This is a genomic window from Micromonospora sp. NPDC047521, assembly GCF_055587305.1.
This window is the reverse complement of the sequence record NZ_JBVJGN010000015.1, coordinates 17791-35780: the sequence shown is the minus strand read 5'-3', so window position 1 is coordinate 35780 and position 17990 is coordinate 17791. Positions and strand designations below refer to the sequence as shown.

The 17990-nt window shown below is 74.2% G+C and carries 16 protein-coding genes; 3 read left to right on the top strand and 13 right to left on the bottom strand.

Features of this window, described 5'->3' with window-relative positions:
* Positions 1–4: 4 nt before the first annotated feature.
* From ACZ6N8_RS26285 to ACZ6N8_RS26275, 3 genes are read right to left on the bottom strand one after another with little or no spacing between them, the layout of a single operon-like run.
* The gene (locus ACZ6N8_RS26285) at positions 5–823 is read right to left on the bottom strand and encodes an SDR family NAD(P)-dependent oxidoreductase (protein ID WP_466013171.1); all 819 of its coding nucleotides are present in this window, start codon (positions 821–823) and stop codon (positions 5–7) included.
* Positions 820–2154 (bottom strand): flavin-containing monooxygenase, encoded by a 1335-nt coding sequence (locus ACZ6N8_RS26280; RefSeq protein WP_466013170.1) that lies wholly within the window; start codon positions 2152–2154, stop codon positions 820–822. Before ACZ6N8_RS26280 ends, ACZ6N8_RS26285 begins: the two co-directional genes overlap by 4 nt.
* Positions 2155–2211: 57 nt before the next feature.
* Positions 2212–2859: a TetR/AcrR family transcriptional regulator gene (locus ACZ6N8_RS26275; protein ID WP_466013169.1), complete on the bottom strand. Its 648-nt coding sequence runs from the start codon at positions 2857–2859 to the stop codon at positions 2212–2214.
* Positions 2860–2915: 56 nt separating this feature from the next.
* On the opposite strand from ACZ6N8_RS26275, the gene ACZ6N8_RS26270 reads away from it, so the two are divergent.
* Both ACZ6N8_RS26270 and ACZ6N8_RS26265 read left to right on the top strand, forming a co-directional pair.
* On the top strand, positions 2916–4271 hold the full coding sequence (locus ACZ6N8_RS26270) for an MFS transporter (RefSeq protein WP_466013168.1): 1356 nt from the start codon (positions 2916–2918) through the stop codon (positions 4269–4271).
* Positions 4272–4297: 26 nt separating this feature from the next.
* Complete coding sequence (locus ACZ6N8_RS26265) at positions 4298–5455, top strand: hypothetical protein (RefSeq protein ID WP_466013167.1); 1158 nt, start codon at positions 4298–4300, stop codon at positions 5453–5455.
* Between the two features lie 12 nt (positions 5456–5467).
* Here the strand turns inward: ACZ6N8_RS26265 and ACZ6N8_RS26260 are convergent, their stop codons facing one another.
* Positions 5468–6949: a peptide MFS transporter gene (locus ACZ6N8_RS26260; RefSeq protein WP_466013166.1), complete on the bottom strand. Its 1482-nt coding sequence runs from the start codon at positions 6947–6949 to the stop codon at positions 5468–5470.
* A 222-nt stretch (positions 6950–7171) separates the two neighbouring features.
* Here ACZ6N8_RS26260 and ACZ6N8_RS26255 point away from each other — a divergent pair, with 222 nt between their 5' ends.
* Positions 7172–7513 carry an RNA polymerase-binding protein RbpA gene (locus ACZ6N8_RS26255; protein ID WP_046564157.1) on the top strand — a complete coding sequence of 114 codons (342 nt, stop codon included), beginning with the start codon at positions 7172–7174 and terminating at the stop codon, positions 7511–7513.
* A gap of 68 nt (positions 7514–7581) precedes the next feature.
* On the opposite strand, the gene ACZ6N8_RS26250 is transcribed toward ACZ6N8_RS26255, so the two are convergent.
* The 9 genes from ACZ6N8_RS26250 to kdd form a co-directional block, all read right to left on the bottom strand.
* The gene (locus ACZ6N8_RS26250) at positions 7582–8100 is read right to left on the bottom strand and encodes an FxsA family protein (protein WP_357992170.1); all 519 of its coding nucleotides are present in this window, start codon (positions 8098–8100) and stop codon (positions 7582–7584) included.
* Between the two features lie 65 nt (positions 8101–8165).
* The gene (locus tag ACZ6N8_RS26245; RefSeq protein WP_364365192.1) at positions 8166–8975 is read right to left on the bottom strand and encodes a polyprenol monophosphomannose synthase; all 810 of its coding nucleotides are present in this window, start codon (positions 8973–8975) and stop codon (positions 8166–8168) included.
* Between the two features lie 34 nt (positions 8976–9009).
* A complete protein-coding gene (gene lnt, locus ACZ6N8_RS26240; protein ID WP_466013165.1) occupies positions 9010–10629 on the bottom strand; it encodes an apolipoprotein N-acyltransferase in 1620 nt (539 codons plus the stop codon).
* A 481-nt stretch (positions 10630–11110) separates the two neighbouring features.
* The gene (locus ACZ6N8_RS26235; RefSeq protein WP_466013164.1) at positions 11111–12448 is read right to left on the bottom strand and encodes a glutamate mutase L; all 1338 of its coding nucleotides are present in this window, start codon (positions 12446–12448) and stop codon (positions 11111–11113) included.
* 114 nt (positions 12449–12562) lie between these two features.
* Positions 12563–12955 (bottom strand): 3-aminobutyryl-CoA ammonia lyase, encoded by a 393-nt coding sequence (kal, locus tag ACZ6N8_RS26230; RefSeq protein ID WP_387119286.1) that lies wholly within the window; start codon positions 12953–12955, stop codon positions 12563–12565.
* Positions 12952–13701, bottom strand: coding sequence for a lysine 5,6-aminomutase subunit beta (kamE, locus tag ACZ6N8_RS26225; RefSeq protein WP_466013163.1), 750 nt, complete (start codon positions 13699–13701; stop codon positions 12952–12954). The genes kal and kamE overlap by 4 nt, the downstream gene beginning before the upstream one ends.
* Positions 13698–15257, bottom strand: coding sequence for a lysine 5,6-aminomutase subunit alpha (gene kamD / locus ACZ6N8_RS26220; RefSeq protein WP_466013162.1), 1560 nt, complete (start codon positions 15255–15257; stop codon positions 13698–13700). The genes kamE and kamD overlap by 4 nt, the downstream gene beginning before the upstream one ends.
* A 34-nt stretch (positions 15258–15291) precedes the next feature.
* The gene (locus ACZ6N8_RS26215) at positions 15292–16857 is read right to left on the bottom strand and encodes an amidohydrolase (RefSeq protein ID WP_466013161.1); all 1566 of its coding nucleotides are present in this window, start codon (positions 16855–16857) and stop codon (positions 15292–15294) included.
* Positions 16858–16861: 4 nt separating this feature from the next.
* Positions 16862–17923: an L-erythro-3,5-diaminohexanoate dehydrogenase gene (gene kdd / locus ACZ6N8_RS26210; protein WP_466013160.1), complete on the bottom strand. Its 1062-nt coding sequence runs from the start codon at positions 17921–17923 to the stop codon at positions 16862–16864.
* Between the last annotated feature and the right edge of the window lie 67 nt (positions 17924–17990).

Below are 17990 nucleotides of genomic sequence, written 5' to 3'. Positions count from 1 at the left end.
CGGGTCACCGCTCCCGGTGGCGGCGCAGCATCCCGGCGGCCAGCGGCGCGGCGTCCAGGTCACCGGCGGCGAGCCGGGCTGCGAGGGTACGGCGCACCATCCGGTCGGCCAGCGCCGGCGCGTGCCGGGCCACGGCCATCTCCAGACGTCCACGCCGGGTCGTCGCCACGTCCCGGGGCGCCCGGCGGGCGGTGGCGGCCCGCAGGATCGCCGCCACGACACCTTCGACGGGCTCCGGGCGGGACACCCCGCGCAGGGACAGGCCGGCCTCGGCGGTGCTGTCGTGGATCGGTGACGCCACCATGCTCGGGTAGACGACGCTCACCCCGACGTGGGTGCCCACCTCGTGGCGCAGCGCGTCGGCGTACGCGACAAGGGCCCGCTTGCTGACTCCGTACGCGGCGGCCAGGGGCAGCGGCAGCACCGCCATCCGGCTGGCCACGAAGATCACCCGACCGCGTGCGTCGAGCAGCGGGGGCAGCGCGGCGGCGGTGGTCCGCCACGCGGCGAGCAGGTTGACCTCCAACTGCTGGCGTACCACCTCGTCGGGCGGCAGCTCGGCCGGGGCGGGGCCACCGACCCCGGCATTGTTGACCAGCAGGTCCAGCCCGCCGAGCCGTTCGACAGCGGCGTGCACCGCGGCCGGTACGGCGGCCGGGTCGGTGAGGTCGCAGCCGAGCACCGGCAGCTCGTCGTCGGGGCGCGGGTGCAGGTCGAGCCCGACCACCCGGGCGCCGGCGGCGCGCAGCGCGGTGCCCAGGTGCCGGCCGAACGTGCCGCTCGCCCCGGTGACAAGCACCCGCCGGCCGGTCAGGCCGGTCACCGCTGCGACCCGGCCGGGACGACGGCGCGGACGCGGCGGGCGCCGGAGGCCAGTTCCCGGGTCAGCTCGGCCAGGTAGGCGTCGAAGTCCACACGCATCGCCGGTCGGCGCTGACCCCAGCGGGCCGTCGCCGCGCGCAGCTCCGCACGGCAGGCGGCGCGCTGCCGGTCCGGCTCGGGCAGCGTGTACCTGCCGGCGAGCTGCGCGGCGATCAGCTTGGCCTGCGCCTCCACCAGGGGGAACGCGGAGCCGGTGGACTGCATCAGCCCGACGAACGTCAGGCCCGGCGCGTCGGGGTGGAACACGTGCCGGTACAGCGGCAGGGTGTCGGCGCCGCCGCCGAGCAGTTCCGGGTCGAGAAACGGGATCTCCACCCGGTAGCCGGTGCACCACACGATCAGGTCGACGGTGTCGCTGCGGCCGTCGGTGAACTCGACCCGGTCGCCGTCGAGGGCGGCGACGCCGGTCCGCGCCTCCACGTCGCCGTGGGTGAGCCGGGACAGCAGCCCGTCGGAGAGCGTCGGATGGTCCTGCAGGAAGCCGTGGGTGGGCGCGGGCAGCCCGTACCGGGTGGGACTGCCCACGGTGGCGGTGAGCATCGTCTGTGTGATCCGCTGGCGCAGCCGCCACGGCAGCCGGCGGGCCAGCGCCCCGTTGAGGGTGTCCGACGGGCGGCCCAGCAGGTACTTCGGCACCACCCAGACGCCCCGGCGCAGCGACAGCAGGGTGCGCTCGGCGGCGTACGACGCGTCGACGGCGATGTCCATCGCCGAGTTGCCGCCCCCGACGACCAGGACGCGCTTGCCCGCCAACTGCTCGGGGCCGCGGTAGTCGTGGCTGTGCAGCTGCTCGGCGGTGCACGTGCCGGCGTACGGCGGCTCGGGCAGCCGGGGCACCCGGTTGTGGCCGTTGGCGACGACGACGGCGTCGACGGTGACCTCGACCGGACCGTCGGGGCCGCCCGCGCGCACCGTCCACCGGCCGGCGGAATCGCGTGTGACCCGCTCGACCGTGTGCCGCAGGCGGATGCTGTCGCGCAGGCCGAAGCGGTGGGCGTAGTCGGCCAGGTAGCCGGCGACGCGGCGGTGGTCGGGGTAGTCCGGCCAGTCGGCGGGCATCGGGTGGTCGGCGAACTCGGTGCGGCCCCGGCTGGTGTTCAGGTGCAGGGTGCGGTACGCGGGCGAGTCGGGCGCCCCGTACACCCACAGTCCACCGACCTGGTCGGCGGACTCGAAACACACGGTCGGCACGGCCGCGTCGCGCAGCGCCTTGACGGCGGCGAGCCCCGCCGCGCCGGCGCCGATCACCGCCACCCTGGGTGGTGCCTGCATCGCTGCCCCCCACTTAATCCAACGTCCGATGGATAATCGTCGGACGGGGGCGGCCCGTCAAGGGGTCGGCGGCCCGTACAGCCCGTCCAGGAGCCGGTGCACGAACGCCCGGAACTCGCGCCGCTCCCGGGCGCCCGGCGCGCCGGAGGCAAGCGCCACCACGTGCCCGTGCGTCGCCCAGACCAGGCTGCGCACGGTGACGTGCGGGGTCGGCTCCGCCAGCGCGCCGGCCGACGCCGCGGCGGTGAGCAGCTCCGCCACCAACCGGTACAGGGGTTCGGCGTAGCGCTCGTCCAGCTCGGCGTGCCGCTGTGGCTCCAGCCAGCGACGCAGCCACAGCGCTGTGGTCTCCGGCCGGTCCTCCAGGAAGTCGACGAACACGTCGACCAGATCGTGCAACGCCCGCCGCGCCGCGTCCGGACCGGCCCGCAGCGCCGAACGGGCCTGCTCGGCGGCCTCGGTCAGCACCTGTTGCTCGGCGGTGAAGACGCGCGCGAAGCAGGCGTCGTAGAGCGCTGCCTTCGTACCCGTGTGGTGGGCGACAGTTGCCACGTCGACCCCGGCGGCGGCGGCGACCTCCCGCAGCCCGACGGCGTCGAAGCCGCGTTCGGCGAACAGCGTGGTGGCCGCGTTGAGCACCACCTCGCGCGTCGGTCGGGTCTCGTCGCGCCGGGGACGACCCGGTCGGCGGCGGGGCATGGTCATGGCCGCCATTGTGCCCCTAGAATCCAGCAACTGTTGGATTGGGAGAGGATGCGGCGATGACCGGGCTCGACAGGCGGCCCGTGGCCGCCACGGACACGACGCTGCCCCGTGGCCCTCTGGCGGGCTTCGCGGCCGGCTCGCTCGGCATGGGCGTCTGGGTGACGGTGCCCGGCCTGCTGCTGCTCTACTTCCTCACCGACGTGCTCGCCGTCGGCCCGTGGCTGGCCGGCCTCGCGCTGCTGCTGCCGAAGATCGCCGACGTGGTGCTGCACCCGTGGGTCGGGCACCGCGCGGACGTCGAGCAGGCCCGCCGGGGTGACCGGCGGCGGCTGCTGCTGCTCGGCTGCGCGCTGCCTGTCGCGTTCGCCGCGCTGTTCGCGGTGCCCGGCGGCCTGACCGGCGCCTCGGCCGCCGCGTGGGTGGCTGTCGTCTTCATGGCCGGCAACCTGCTGTTCGCCGCCTACCAGGTCCCCTACCTGTCGACTCCGGCCGACCTGCGGATCGGCTACCACGAACGCACCAGGCTGATGGCGTTCCGGATGGTCGTGCTGACCCTGGGCATCCTGCTCTCCGGGCTGCTGGCCCCGCTGCTCACCGGCGGCGACGCCGCGACCCGCGCCGGCTACCAGCGGATGGGTCTGGTCCTCGCGGTGGGCATGCTGGTGGCCATGCTTGTCGGCGTCGCCGGCATCGCCCGGCTGCGCGGTTCGGCGGCCGACCCGACCCCGGCGGGGCACGGCGGGTGGCGTGCGCTGCGCACGGCGCTGCGCGACAGGCAGTTCCGCTGGCTCGTCGCCGCGTACCTGGCCATGTCCACCACCACCCACCTGGTGCTGGCCGGGGTGCCCTACTACGCCGAGTACGAGCTGCGCGCGCCCGGACTGACCACGGTGCTGGTGGCCGCGTTCGTCGCTCCGGCGCTGCTTGTCACACCCGGTTGGCTGGTCCTGGCCCGTCGGGTCGGCAAACAGCGGGCGCTGCTCGGCGCGCAGGGCGCGTTCGCGCTCGGCTCGTTGGTGCTGGCGGTGGGCCGCCCGGCCGGACTGCCGCTGCTCATCGGGGCGGTGGCGGTGCTCGGGGTGGCGTTCGCCGGCATGCAGCTGCTGCCGTTCTCGATGTTGCCCGACGTGATCCGCGCCGCCAGCGCCGACGGCACCGGCGCGGGCACCTACACCGGGGTGTGGACGGCCACCGAGGCCACCGGTGCGGCGCTGGGCCCCTACGCGTACGCCCTGTGCCTGACCGTCGGCGGATTCGTGGCGTCGACGGCAGGTGAGTCGCCGGTGCAGCCCGACGCGGCGCTCGCGGCGGTCCGCTACGGCTTCGGGCTGCTGCCGGCGGTGGCGATGCTCGCCGCGGTGCTGCTGCAACGCCGCTACACCCTGGACGCGACGGCCCGGGCGACGAGCTGAGCGCCCGGCACTAGACTTCGCCCTCGATGGACGCGCAGCTCACCCCCGCCGAGACCCGTCCGTGTGCCCACTGTGGACGGCCGGTGCCGCAGCGTGTCGGCGCGGGTCGACCGTTTCGCTACTGCCGGGACAACGACGGCGCCTGCCAACGCGCGTCGCGCAACAGCCGCATGCGCCACCGCAACGCCCCCGGCCTGCCCGGGCAGGTGGCCCGCACGTGGGAGGCTGTGGACCGGCTCGACCAGATCGTCGAGACGCTCACCGAGGCGCTGCACGCCGAGCTGTCCCCGGTGGGGGTGCAGCGCCAGCTCGCCCAGGCCCACGCCGAGGCCGCCGCCGAGATCGCGGCGGCGCAGACCGAACGGGACGAGGCCCGCGACGACGCCGAGACCGCGGCCGCCGACGCGGCCCGGGCGCGGGAGCAGGCCCGGCTCGCCCGCGCCGAGGCCGACGACGCCCGCCGCGACGCCGAGCAGGCAGCGCGGCGGGCCGCCGACGCCGACGAGCGGGCCCACCGCGCCGAGGCGGCCCGGGACGACGCCCGCCGCGACGCCAGCGCGGCCCAGGCGCTGCGCGCGCAGGCCGAACAGGACCGTGACCAGGCGCGCCGCGACCGGGACGACCTGCGCGCCGCACACGACGCCGAGCGGCAGCGGGCCGCCGACCTGACCGTGCGACGCGACGCGGCGCGCGCCGACGCCGAGCGGGCCACCCGGGAAGCCGCCGAGGCCACCGAGCGGGCAGAGCGGTGGCAGGCCGAGGTGCAGGACGTGCGCCGCCAGATCGACCAGGCCCGCGCCGACGCCGCGCGCACGCGCACCGAGGCCGCGGACGCGGCCCGGGCGCGCGAGCAGGCCGACCGGGCCCGCGACCGCGCGCTGGTCGCCGCCGAACAGGCCGAGCACGCCAGGCAGGAGGCCACCGAACTGGCCGTGCGGCTGCGCGCGGAGCTGGCCGCCACCGCCGCGCACCGCGACGCGCTCGCCGCCGACCTGGCCGCCGCCCGCGACGCCGCGGCCACCGCCGAGGGCCGGGTCACCACCCTGACGGTACGACTGGACGCCGCCGAGACCGACCGGGACGTGGCCCAGCGGCGGGTGGCGCAGCTCGGCGACCAGGTCAGCGATCTGGCGCTGGCGCTGTCCCGCCTCGGCGCCGCCGCCCCCCGGGACGCGGCCGGCTGAACGCGCGCGGGTTCAGTGGATGCCCGCCATCAGCGCGCGGATGTGTCGGGCGAACATCACCGCGCCCGCCCCGAACGCCACCGACGCCAGCCCGAAGGTGAGGAAGTAGGTCGGCTCGGACCAGGTCTCGGCGAGGCGGGCCACCTGGCCACCTATCGCGTCGCCGACGGCGGTGGCCAGGAACCACAGCCCGAGCATCTGACTGGCGTACTTCACAGGCGCGAGCTTGGTGGTGGCGGACAGCCCGACCGGGCTCAGCGACAGCTCACCGGCGACCTGGATGGCGTACACGGCCACCAGCCACCACGGTGACACCCGCTCACCGCCGACGGCGGCCTGCGCGGCGGCGGCCATCAGCACGAACGACAGGCCGTTGAGTACCAGACCGACGGAGAACTTCACAGGTGTGGACACCCGGTTGCCGACGCGCAGCCACAGCAGCGCGAACAGCGGCGCGCCGATGATGATCAGGATCGGGTTGACCGACTGCAACCACGACGCGGGGAAGGTGAAGCCGCCGACGTTCCGGTCGGTGCGCTCGGCGGCGAAGATGTTCAACACCGACCCGGCCTGGTCGTAGATCAGCCAGAACGCGGCGGCGAAGACGAACAGCCACAGGTACGCCTTCATCCGGGACCGTTCGGTGGCGCTGAGCTCCCGGTCGGTCATGATCCGGGCGAAGTAGCCGACGGCGACGAGCACGGTGACCCCGGTGAGCAGGTTCACCACCGTGTTGACGGTGAACAGCCCGACAAGCGCGAGGACGGCGACGAGCACGACGAGCGCCACCACTGCCATACCGGCGCGGGTCAGCGCCCGGCGGCGGTCGGCGCCCAGCAGCGGATCGGCCGGCCGGTCGCCGGCGTCGCCCAGGTTGCGCCGGCCCAGCACGTACTGGATCACGCCGAAGGTCATGCCGACGGCCGCCACCGCGAACCCCAGATGCCAGTTGATCTTCTCGCCGAGGTAGCCGGTGATCAGCGGGGCGACGAACGCGCCCAGGTTGATGCCCATGTAGAAGATCGAGAAGCCGGCGTCACGGCGCGGGGAGTCCCTGGCGTACAGGCTGCCCACCATGGTGGAGATGTTCGGTTTGAGCAGGCCGGTGCCCAACACGATGAGCGCCATCCCGGCGAACACGCTCCAGCGCACCGGCACCGCCATCACGTAGTGCCCGGCGGCGATCACCACCCCGCCCCACAGCACGCTGCGCCGGGCGCCGATCAACCGGTCGGCGACCCACCCGCCGGGCAGCGCCAACAGGTACACCATCGCGTTGTACGTGCCGTAGACCGCGTTGGCGCTGGCGTCGCCCAGGCCCAACCCGTCGTCGGCGACCTCGGCGGTGAGATACAGCACGAGGATGGCCCGCATCCCGTAGAAGCTGAACCGCTCCCACATCTCGGTGAGAAAGAGCGTCGCCAGGGCCCGGGGATGCCCGAAGAACGTCCGCTCGCTGGTCGCTCGGCGCTCGACCGGGACGTCCTGGGTCATCGCAACCTCCTGTGCGCTCGGGCCGTTAACATCCCCGGTGGCAGCCGAAACACTCCACCATCGCGACCCGCCCGGGGATCACCTGCCCGGGTGGCCGCCCCGGCCGGCTACCCTTGGTCGCGGCCCACCCGTGGACGCCTCACGCCCTGCGGCGGGAATGGCGCGACGGGAACGCACCGTTACACCCAGAAGACCAGCACCACGAACGAGGGGAAGTCGATCATGGGCGAGCGTATGCTGCGCGGAAGCCGCCTGGGCGCGGTCAGCTACGAATCCGACCGCAACACGGAGCTCGCGCCGCGTCAGACCCGCGAGTACCTCTGTGCCAAGGGCCACCAGTTCGAGGTGCCGTTCGCCGTCGACGCCGAGGTCCCGACGACCTGGGAATGCAAGTTCGACGGCAGCGTCGCCCGACTCGTCGACGGCAGCGAGCCGGAGCAGAAGAAGGCCAAGCCGCCGCGTACCCACTGGGACATGCTGCTGGAGCGGCGCTCGATCGCCGAGCTCGAGGACATCCTCGCCGAACGGCTCCAGGAGGTTCGTACCCGCCGCGGCCGCGCCTGAGCCGCACACCGAACGACACGGCGCCCCCGGGGTTCTCCCCGGGGGCGCCGTCGTGTGTGCGTCGCGGTTCAGTGGCGCCCGGGCTCGATGATCTCCCCCTCGATGGCCCGGCCCCCGTCGACGACCACCGGCTGCTCCGGCTGCGGCGTCGGCTGCGGCGCGCCCTGGCGCACCCGCACCGTACGCGGCCCGAACAGGTCACCGGCGACCATCGACGACACCCGCCGCTCGGCGGTGCGTTGCACCCCGGAACGGGCCAGCCGTCGCAGTGGCGGCACCAGCAGCAGCAGCCCGACCAGCCCGCTGACCAGACCGGGCACCGCCAGCAGCAGCGCGCCGGCCAGCCCGACGAGCCCGTCGGTCACCTGCCGTCCCGGCGGCTGACCCGCCTGCGCCGCGGTGCGGAACCCGCGCCAGGCGCGCATGCCCTCGCGGCGCAGCAGCACCAGCCCCAGCAGCGACGCCGCGAACACCAGCAGCACCGCCGCGCCGAACCCGACGGCCCGCCCCACCAGGACGAACACCGCCAACTCCACCACCACCGACAGCAGCAGGGCAATCGGCACGAACCTCAGTCCTCGGCGCATCTCACCTCATCGCCAATCCCCGGTACGCCGACACGCACCGTCCTTCCAGCATGACACGGCCCCGCTCACGGCCACCGCACCTGACCTGTGGGGGTGCCGTTGAGGCCACGGCGTACCGCCTGACGCCGGTCCTGCACCCCCCAGGTGGTGATCCGCCACAGCGCCTCGGCCACGATGCGGGGGCTCATCTTGCTGTCGCCCCGCTCGCGTTCGGCGAACGTGATCGGCACCTCCACGATCCGCACACCGGCGCGGTGCGCCAGCCGGGACAGCTCCACCTGGAACGAGTAGCCCTGCGAGCACACCGACGCCAGGTCGATGGCGTCCAACGCGCTGATCCGGTACACCCGGTAACCGCCTGTCGCGTCGGACACCGGCATGCCCAGGGCGAGGCGCGCGTACAGGTTGCCGCAGCGCGACAGCAGCAGCCGCCGCAGCGGCCAGTTCACCACCCGCGCGCCGCTGGTCCACCGCGACCCGATCACCACGTCGGCGTCGCGGGCCGCCGTCAGCAGCGCCGGCAGGTCCTCCGGGGCGTGTGAGCCGTCGGCGTCCATCTCCACGACCGCGTCGTAGCCACGCTCGCGCGCCCACCCGAACCCGGCCAGGTACGCCGCTCCGAGGCCCTGCTTGCCCTCGCGGTGCAACACCTGCACGTGCGCGTCACCGGCGGCGAGGTCGTCGGCGATCGCGCCGGTGCCGTCGGGGCTGTTGTCGTCGGCGATGAGGATCTGCACGGCCGGGGCGGCCCGGCGGACCCGTCCCACGATCGCGGCGACGTTGTCGGCCTCGTTGTAGGTGGGGATCACCACAAGCACCCGGCCGACGCCGGGCACCTCGTCCGGCCGCCTGATCGTATCGGTCGCCTGGATCACGGTTCCTCCGCTTCCGCCGGCGTACCGGCTGCTGCTATCCGGGCATGATCCGCTGCCGCCGGCGCAGCACCGCCGCACCGACCAGGGCCGCCGCGGCCAGCCCGGCGAGCGCCACCTCCGGCCACCAGCCGAGGCGGGTGGCGAGTGTGCGTCCGCTGTCGAGCCGCAGCTGCCGCACCACGACCTCCCGGGTGTTGAACCCGGTGGCATCGCTTACCCGCCCGTCCGGGGCGACGAACCCGGACACACCGACCGTGGAGGCCATCAACGCCGGCCGGCCGTGCTCCACTGCCCGCAGCCGCACCATGGCCAGCTGCTGACGGGCCTCGGCCACGTCGAATGTGGCGTTGTTGGTCTGCACGACGAGCAGCTGCGCGCCGCCGGTGACGGTGTCGCGGACCACCCCGTCGTAGGCGACCTCGAAGCAGATCACGTCGCCGAGCACCGCCGGGCCGGCGCGTACCACGCCCGGGGTGCTGCCGGCCACGAAGTCCGACCGGACCAGGTCGACCTTGTCGCTGACCATGCGGGCCACGTCGCGCAGCGGCACGTACTCGGCGAACGGCACCGGGTGGCGTTTGGCGTACAGCTGGTCCAGGTCGGGGCCGGCGCCGGGCCGCCACAGGATGCCCACGTTGCGGACCTCCCCCGCGCCGGGGCCCTGCAGGACCGCGCCGACGAGGATCGGCGCGGCGATGGCGTCGGCGGCCTGCGAGATGCGCGCCCCGGCGGTGGGGTTGCGCAGCGGGTCGATGTCGCTGGAGTTCTCCGGCCACACCACCAGGTCGGGGCGGCGCTGCTGCCCGGCGGTGACCCGCGCGGCCAGCTCGATGGTGGCGTCGACGTGGTTGTTGAGCACGGCCTGCCGTTGGGCGTTGAAGTCCAGGCCGAGGCGCGGCACGTTGCCCTGCACGATCGCCACGGTGACCGTGTCGCCCGACCCGGCGGTGGCGACGGGAACCAGCAGGCTCACCGCGCCCACCCCCACGGCCACGGCGGCCGGTGCGGCAGCCGCCAGCCACCATTCGGCCTGGGCGTCGCGGCGGGCCACCACGCCCCGCCAGACGGCCGTGACGAGCAGCCCACCGAGCAGGGCGACCGCGAAGGTGACTAGCGGGGCGCCGCCCAGCGAGGCGAGGCGCAGCAGCGGCGACGTGTCCTGGCTGAACGCCAGCCGCCCCCACGGGAACCCGCCGAACGGGGTGCGGTCGCGCAGCGCCTCCTGCCCCACCCACAGCAGGCCGGTCAGCGCCGGCCACGCCCACCGGCCGCGGTCGGCCAGCGGCGACACCCAGGCCGTGGCCATGCCCAGCAGCGCCAGGTAGCCGGCCTGCAACAGCGACAGCAGCACCCACGGCAGGTAGCCGGTGTGCAGGTTCGTCCATTCCAGCAGCGGCGCGAACAGCGCCACACCGGTCAGGAAGCCCAGTCCGGCGCCGGCGCGCAACCGCCGCCGGTGCGCGGCGGCGGCCAGCAACGCCACGCCCACCGGCGCGAGCGGCCACACCCCGTACGGCGGGAACGCCACAAGCAGGGCCAGCCCGGCGGCCACGGCCATCGGCGCGGCCACCCGCAGCGGCAGCGGCCGCCCGGCGGCAGCCGGGCCGGGCGCCGGTGTCGGCGCGTGAGTCTCGTCCCGGTCCAGCGTCGTCACCGCAGCGTCCCCTCGATCACGGGGCGAAGGCTACCTGGCCAGCGGCCGTGACGGCCGCATCGGGCTGTCGGGGACAGACCACCCGACGGACATGAAATCGGGGCGCGGCTCGCGCCGCGCCCCGATGCTCCCAGGCCCTCCCCGGCCGGTGCGGCGAGGATGCGGCACGCCGACCTTCGGACCGACCGGACGCGGACTGGCTGCCCCCGCCGGGCCGTTGTCTACTGGCCGTGCACCTCACCCTGCCCGTACACCGGTAACCGCGACCGGTTCGCGCCGCCCCGCCGACCCCCGCCCGCTGGACCTGGCCGCCGCGACGATGACGCTGAAACATGTCGCTCGGCCAGCGGACGAAGGGACGAAGCGAACAACAGCCGCTTCCCGTGGTAGGACTCAAAGACGGTACGTGCTGCACCCCGCCTCCTGTCAACCCACCCGGGCCTGTCGTGTGTTGCGACACGGCGTGTCGGGTCGGCGCGTCTCACTGCGTCCGCAGGTGGTGACGCAGCAGCGCCCCCGCGGCCGTCCGGTGCTCCTCGGCGAGGAGCCCACCGGCGGCCAGCACGTAGTCGACGTCGACCACGGGGGTCGCGGCGCGGGGCAGCGGCCACCCGCCGGCGTGGTCGCCCAGGACCGCCGCCAGCACCTGCCCCGCCACCGGCGCCGGGGCGTGCCGCAGCACCCCGCCGGAGCCCACCATCAGCCGCACGTCGCGCAGGTCCCGCCCGGCGCGTTCCCCGGTGGCGGCCCCGCGGGCGTGCCGGCGCAGCGCCACGGTCGCCGCGAGGGCGGCGATGCGGGCGTCCGCCGCCCGCTCGGTGTCGTCGACGGCCAGGAAACCGGGGTCGGTGGCACGCCGGTCGGCGGCGGCCGTCAACGCGTCGGCCTCGTCGGCGGCGAGCAGCCGCTCCTCGGCGGCGGCCCGCACCACGCCCGGCGCGCTCCACCGCATCCCCAGGTCACCCTCGACGGTGCGGGCCCGCCACAGGCTGCCGGCGACCTCCCGACCCGGCCCGGTGGCCCGCTCGTCGGGCGTGAGCACCGAGTACACGTCGGTGGTGGCGCCTCCCACGTCGACGACGGCCAGGTCGCCTCCGATGGTGTCGGCAAGCACCTCCACGCCGGTGAGCACCGCGTCCGGTGTGGCCGCACGGACCAGCCGCGCGAACCGGTTGCCCCGTGACAGCCGTTTCCCGCCGATCACGTGACGCAGGAACACCGCCCGGATCGCCGCGCGCGCCGACTCCGGGGCGAGCACCCCGATGCGTGGCAGCACGTTGTCCGCCCCTGTCACCGGCACACCGGCGGCCTGGAGCAGCCCGGTCAGCTCCGCGCGCACGTCGGCGTTGCCCGCGTACACCACGGGTCTGCGCCAGCGGGCGCGGGCCAGCCGGGTCGCGTTGTGGGCGATCGTGTCGGCGTCACCGCCGTCGGTGCCGCCGACCAGCAGCACCACGTCGCAGCGGGCCGCCCGCAGCGCCGTCAGGTCCGCCGCGCCGAGCCGCCCGGCCGCCACGTGCACCACGTGCGCGCCGGCGGACAACCCGACCCGCCGGCCGGCCTGCGCGGTGACCAACGGCTCGTAGCCGATCACCGCCAGGCGCAGCCCACCGCCGGCCGACGAGCACACGTACCACGGCACGTCGCGCGCCCCGAGCCCGGCGGTGGCCGCCGCGACCGCGGCGTCCAGGCCGTGCAGCACGTCGCTGCCCACCGTCGTGGGCGCGGCCGCCGCGCCCACGAGGACACCGGCGGCCAGGTCCACCACCGCCGCCTTGGTGTACGTCGAACCGACGTCCGCGCAGACCGCCAGGGTCACAGGCCTCCCCGTTCGCGACTGCGGGGCTCGCAACCCCGGCTCACTCCTCGCGACTCACTGTGCCTTCTCTGTTCGCGACTGCGGGGCTCGCAACCCCGGCTCACTCCTCGCGACTCACTGTGCCGCGGGGACGACCACGGTGCCGGTCGCGGTGACAGCCACGATCGGCGGGTCCAGGACCTCGGCGGCGGACTCGGAACGGTCCGGGCGGCCCCTGCACACCACCGCGCAGCTCAGCTCCAGGGTGCGGCTGCGCGAGCCCACCCGGGACACCTGTGCGGTCACCTCCACCACGTCACCGGCGCGGATCGGAGCGGTGAACCGCACGTCGGTGTACCCGGCGAACAGTCCCTCGTCGCCGTCGGTGCGGATGCACACCTCCGTGGCGACGTCCCCGAACAGTCCGAGGGCGTACGCCCCGTCGACGAGGTTGCCGGCGTAGTGCGCGTGCGAGTACGGCACGTACCGCCGGTGCGTCACCGTCAACCCGAGCCTTGCGTCGGTCATGTGGTCGCCTTCCGCTGCGTGATCAGGGCGTGCACGAGGTAGCTGGCCACCTCGCCGGGCGTGGTGCCCCGGCCGAAGATCCGGTCCACGCCCAACTCGTCGGTCATCGTCTCGTCGAACCGGGGACCGCCGACGATCAGCAGGGGCCGCTTGCCCGCCGGCATGGCCTCGCGGAACGCGGCGGACATCTCCCGGGTGTTGTGCAGGTGCGCGTCGCGTTGCGTGACGACCTGCGACACGAGCACCGCGTCGGCCTTCTCCGCCCGGGCGGCCTCCACCAGCTCCGGCACGCTCACCTGCGCGCCCAGGTTGGTGACCTTCAGCTCCCGGTAGTACTCCAGGCCCTTCTCCCCCGCGATGCCCTTGACGTTGAGGATCGCGTCGATGCCCACGGTGTGCGCGTCGGTGCCGATGCACGCGCCGACCACTGACAGCTTGCGGCGCAGCCGCTGCTTGACCACCGTGTTGACCTCCTTGGCCGACAGCAGCGGGAAGTCCCGTTCCACCACCTGCACCGCGTCGACGTCGACGAGGTGGTTGACCCGCCCGTAGACGACGAAGAAGGTGAACCCGTCACCCATCGGTTTGGCGTGCACCAGCATCGCCGGGTCGATGCCCATCTTGTTGGCCAGCTGCACCGCCGCGCCCTCGGCCCGCTTGTCGTGGGCCACCGGCAGGGTGAACGACACCTGCACCATCCCGTCACCTGTGGTGTCCCCGTACGGGCGCACGATCTGCCTACTCACGCCGCCGCCTCCAGGATGTCGGTGGCCGGGTTGCAGTAGTCCGCCTCGTGGGCGGCGACCCCGGCCAGGCCCTTGCCACGGTCCGCGGGCCGTTTCATGATCCCGAAGGTGCCCTCGGCGATGGCGGTGAGCAGCGTCTGCTCCCCGATGCGCTCCAGCAGGTCCAGTGCCTCACCGAGGACCTGGTTGGCGCGGCGGCGGATGAACCCGCCGGGCGCCGGCACGAAGTCCTCGTGCAGCCCACCGGCCGCGCCCAACACGTACCGCACGTTCTGCAGGGCGATGTCCCGGTCGGACAGCCACGGCGTCACCACCGCCTCGGTCATCATCCCCACCAGCAGGATGCCCTGACCGGTCAGCGCACCCGCCAGGTTGAAGAACCCGTCGAGCAGGTTGCCCCGGAACACGTCACCGGTCATGTGCTTCGTCGGCGGCATCCACTTCAACGGCGCGTGCGGGAACAGCTCGCGCGCCAGCAGGGCGTGCGCCAGCTCCAGCCGGAACGACTCCGGCACCTCCGGGTTGATCTCGAACGCGTGACCCAACCCCAACTGCCAGTCCGCGAGGCCCGCCTCGTGCGCGAAGAACTCGTTGAGCAGCTGCGACACCGTCACCGTGTGCGCCTCGTCGACGGCGTCGGCGGTGGTCAGGTAGTTGTCCTCACCGGTGTTGATGATGATCCCCGCACGGGCGTGGACCTGCCGGGAGAACCGCTGGTCGACGAACGTGCGCACCGGGTTGATGTCGCGGAACAGGATCCCGTACATCGAGTCGTTGAGCATCATGTCGAGGCGTTCCAACCCGGCCAGGGTCGCCATCTCCGGCATGCACAGGCCCGACGCGTAGTTCGTCAACCGCACGTAGCGGCCCAACTCCTTCGACGACTCGTCCAGCGCCGCGCGCATCAGCCGGAAGTTCTCCTGCGTGGCGTACGTGCCGGCGAAACCCTCCCGGGTCGCGCCCTCGGGCACGTAGTCCAGCAGCGACTGACCCGTGGAGCGGATCACCGCGATGACGTCCGCGCCGGCGCGCGCCGCCGCCTGCGCCTGCGGGATGTCCTCGTAGATGTCCCCGGTCGCCACGATCAGGTAGATCCACGGCCGCTGCTTCGGGTCGCCGTGCCGCTTGATGAGCCGGTCCCGCTCGGCGCGCCGCCTGTCGATGCGCCGGATGCCCGCACCGACGGCCCTGCGCGCCGCCGACCGGGCCGCCGTGGCGGCCCGCCCGGTGGGCAACGCGAAGCGCACCGACCCGGCCGCGGCCTTCTGCGCCAGCAACGTCACGTCAGTGATGCCCTCGCGGGCGAGGGCGTCGAACACCGGCAGCGCCACCCCGTGGCCCAACCCCACGTCCGCGACGACCGCGTCGACGAGCCGGTTCACCCAGGGGATGCCGTCCGGGTCGGCGCCACTCACCCCGGCCAGGCGCAGCACGGCCCGCTCCACCGACACCGTGGTGTGACTGCGGGCCAGGTCGACCACCGGCTGCCCAGCGCGACGCGCCAACTCCCGCGCCCGCGCCACCAGCACCGGATCAAGATCAAGCTTGCCGGTCACGCCGCCGCCCCCGCCACACCGCTCGTCCGCTCGTTCACGACGACCCTTCCTCGTAGATGACCTCACCGCGCAGCACCAGGCGCCGGCAGACCGGCAGCGGCGTCGGATCGTCCGGACCCCGCAGCTCCGGGTCCTCGGCCAGCAGCACCGGCAGGCCCCGCTCCACCCCGGCCGGCGTCGACCACACCGCGAACGTCGCCGGCGCGCCCAGCGCGAGAACGCCCTCGGCGTCCAGGTGCACCGCCCGCCACCCACCCCGGCTGTGCGCCGCGAACGCCGACCGCACACTCATCCGCTGCGCCGGGTTGTGGTGCGCCGCCGCCGCCCGCACCGACCCCCACGGGTCCAGCGGCGTCACGGGCGAATCCGACCCGAACGCCAACGCCACACCCACCGAGTGCATCGCACCCATCGGGTTCGACTCCAACGACCGGTCCAACCCCAACCGCGCCTCGTACATCCGACCCGCGCCGCCCCACAACCTGTCGAACGCCGGCTGCATGCTCGCCACGACCCCGTACTCCACGAACTGGGCGATCATCCGCTTGTTCATGATCTCCGCGTGCTCGACGCGGTGCCGCGCCGCGCGCAGCCGCTCCACGCCGAGCGTCGAAGCCGCCGCCGCGAAGCCCTCAAGCACCGTGCCGATCGCCGCGTCACCGATCGCGTGGAACCCGCCCTGCATGCCGTGCGCCGCGCAGTCCACCAGGTGATCACGCACCTGGTGCGCCGACAGGTACCCGTGCCCGCAGCCGTCACCGTCGCCGTACGGCTGCGACACGTGCGCCGTACGCGAACCCAACGCCCCGTCGGCGAACAGGTCACCACCGGCACCCACCGCGCCCAACTCCCGGGCCCGCGCGGCGCCACCCAACTCGCCCCAGTACCCGTACACCTCGGGCAGACCCGCGCCGGAGATGCCCAGCAGGCCGGTGAAGTCCTCCTCGTCGGAGATCTCCGGACCACCGCACTCGTGCACCGCCGCGATGCCGAGCGACGCCGCGTGCTCCAGGGCCACCCGCTGCGCGGCGACCCGCTGCGCCCGACTCACCGACCCCTGCGCCGCCGCCCGCACCACATGGTGCGCGTCGCGCCGCAACCAGCCCGACGCGTCGTACCCGGCCTCGGTCGCCGCCTGCGGGCACGCCGCCAGCAACGCCGACGACACAAGCGCCGAATGGATCGACGCCTGCGACAGGTACACCCGCCGGCCCCCGGCCGCCCGGTCCAGCGCCGCCGCGTCCGGCAACGCCGGATCCGACCAGCCCGACTCGTCCCAACCGTGGCCCAGCACCACCGCGTCGGCCGGCAGACCCGCCGCGAACGCCGCCACCGCGTCCAGCAACTGCCCCGCCGAGCGCACCCCGGACAACTCCAGCCCGGACAACGCCAACCCGGTGTCGGTGGCGTGCACGTGCGCGTCCACGAACGCCGGCGTCACCAGCGCCCCACCCAGGTCCACCACCCGGTCGGCCGGCGGCGCGTCACCGTCGGTCCCCAACCAGGCGATCCGCCCAGCGGACACCAGCAGCGCCGTGGCGCTCGGATCGGCGGGACAGTGCAGGACGCCGCCGCGGTACAACGTCGAGGGGTTCGTCATGACCTCAGTCTGCCGCGATCCGTGCCGTGAACAGCTGACGCACCCCCGGCTCGGCGCGCAACAACCCCAGCGCCAGCTCCGCGTGCCCCGGCACGTACCCGTTGCCCACAAGCATCGTCACGTCCGCCGCCAGCCCCTCGGCGCCCAACGCCGCCGCCGAGAAACTCGTCGCCATCGAGAAGAAGATCACCGTGCCGCCGTCAGCGGTGGCCAGCACCGCCCCGTGCTCACACCCCGGCACGTCCACGCACACCACAGTCACGTCCGCCGGGGCGCCCAGCGCGGTGGTCACCGCCGTGGACAACCCGACCGGGTCCCGCGCGTCGGCCAACGCCACCACCGAGGCCAGACCGGCGGCCGTCAGCGCGTCGCGCTCCGCCGCCACCGGAACCACGCCCACGGTACGGGCGGCGCCCGCCCGCCGCGCCGCCGCGAGGGACAGCGACCCGCTCTTGCCCGCCCCACCGATCACCGCGACCCGCACCGGCGTCGGGTCACCGGCACGCTGACGATCCTCGACGTACCGCGACACCACCCGGGCGGTCAGCGCGGGCGCCCCGCACACGTCCAGCACGGCGAGGGACAACTGGGGGTCCTCGTCGTCGGGCAGCACCGCGGCGATGGACCGCGCGAACAGGATCGCCCACCCGTCGCACGGCACCTGCTCGCTGCGGCCGTCCCAGCGGGCCAGCCCGTCGGTCACGACAAGCGGCGTCAACGTCAACGACACGAGCGTGGCGACCCGCTCACCGGGCTTGAGCCCGAGCGGGGAACGCCGACCGGCCTCCTCGACGGTGCCGATCAGCATGCCGCCGGAGCCGGTCACCGGGTTCTGCATCTTGCCCCGCGTCGATATGATCTCCAGCACCTCGGCACGGACCGCGTCACCGTCGCCGCCGTGCTTCTCGGACAACTGCCGGAAGCTCGCCGCGTCGAGGTTGAGCCGCTGCACCCGGATCCGCACCTCGTTGGGCGCGATGGCGGCGGACGCGTCCAGCCGCCAGGCCGCCTGCGGCAGCACCCCCGCCGGTTCCACGACGCGGTGCAGTCCCACCGGTGACGTCACGCCGACCTCCCCTGTCCAGCCGTCCGAAGCCACCGTCAAGGCTCGCGTAACGGGAAAACTTACGGCA

Excerpts from the sequence above, each read along its gene's own strand:
- ACZ6N8_RS26280 (WP_466013170.1), bottom strand. The coding sequence starts at position 2,154 with ATGCAGGCACCACCCAGGGTGGCGGTGATCGGCGCCGGCGCGGCGGGG.
- ACZ6N8_RS26275 (WP_466013169.1), bottom strand. The coding sequence starts at position 2,859 with ATGACCATGCCCCGCCGCCGACCGGGTCGTCCCCGGCGCGACGAGACC.
- ACZ6N8_RS26270 (WP_466013168.1), top strand. The coding sequence starts at position 2,916 with ATGACCGGGCTCGACAGGCGGCCCGTGGCCGCCACGGACACGACGCTG.
- ACZ6N8_RS26265 (WP_466013167.1), top strand. The coding sequence starts at position 4,298 with ATGGACGCGCAGCTCACCCCCGCCGAGACCCGTCCGTGTGCCCACTGT.
- ACZ6N8_RS26260 (WP_466013166.1), bottom strand. The coding sequence starts at position 6,949 with ATGACCCAGGACGTCCCGGTCGAGCGCCGAGCGACCAGCGAGCGGACG.
- ACZ6N8_RS26255 (WP_046564157.1), top strand. The coding sequence starts at position 7,172 with ATGGGCGAGCGTATGCTGCGCGGAAGCCGCCTGGGCGCGGTCAGCTAC.
- ACZ6N8_RS26250 (WP_357992170.1), bottom strand. The coding sequence starts at position 8,100 with ATGCGCCGAGGACTGAGGTTCGTGCCGATTGCCCTGCTGCTGTCGGTG.
- kal (WP_387119286.1), bottom strand. The coding sequence starts at position 12,955 with ATGACCGACGCAAGGCTCGGGTTGACGGTGACGCACCGGCGGTACGTG.
- ACZ6N8_RS26215 (WP_466013161.1), bottom strand. The coding sequence starts at position 16,857 with ATGACGAACCCCTCGACGTTGTACCGCGGCGGCGTCCTGCACTGTCCC.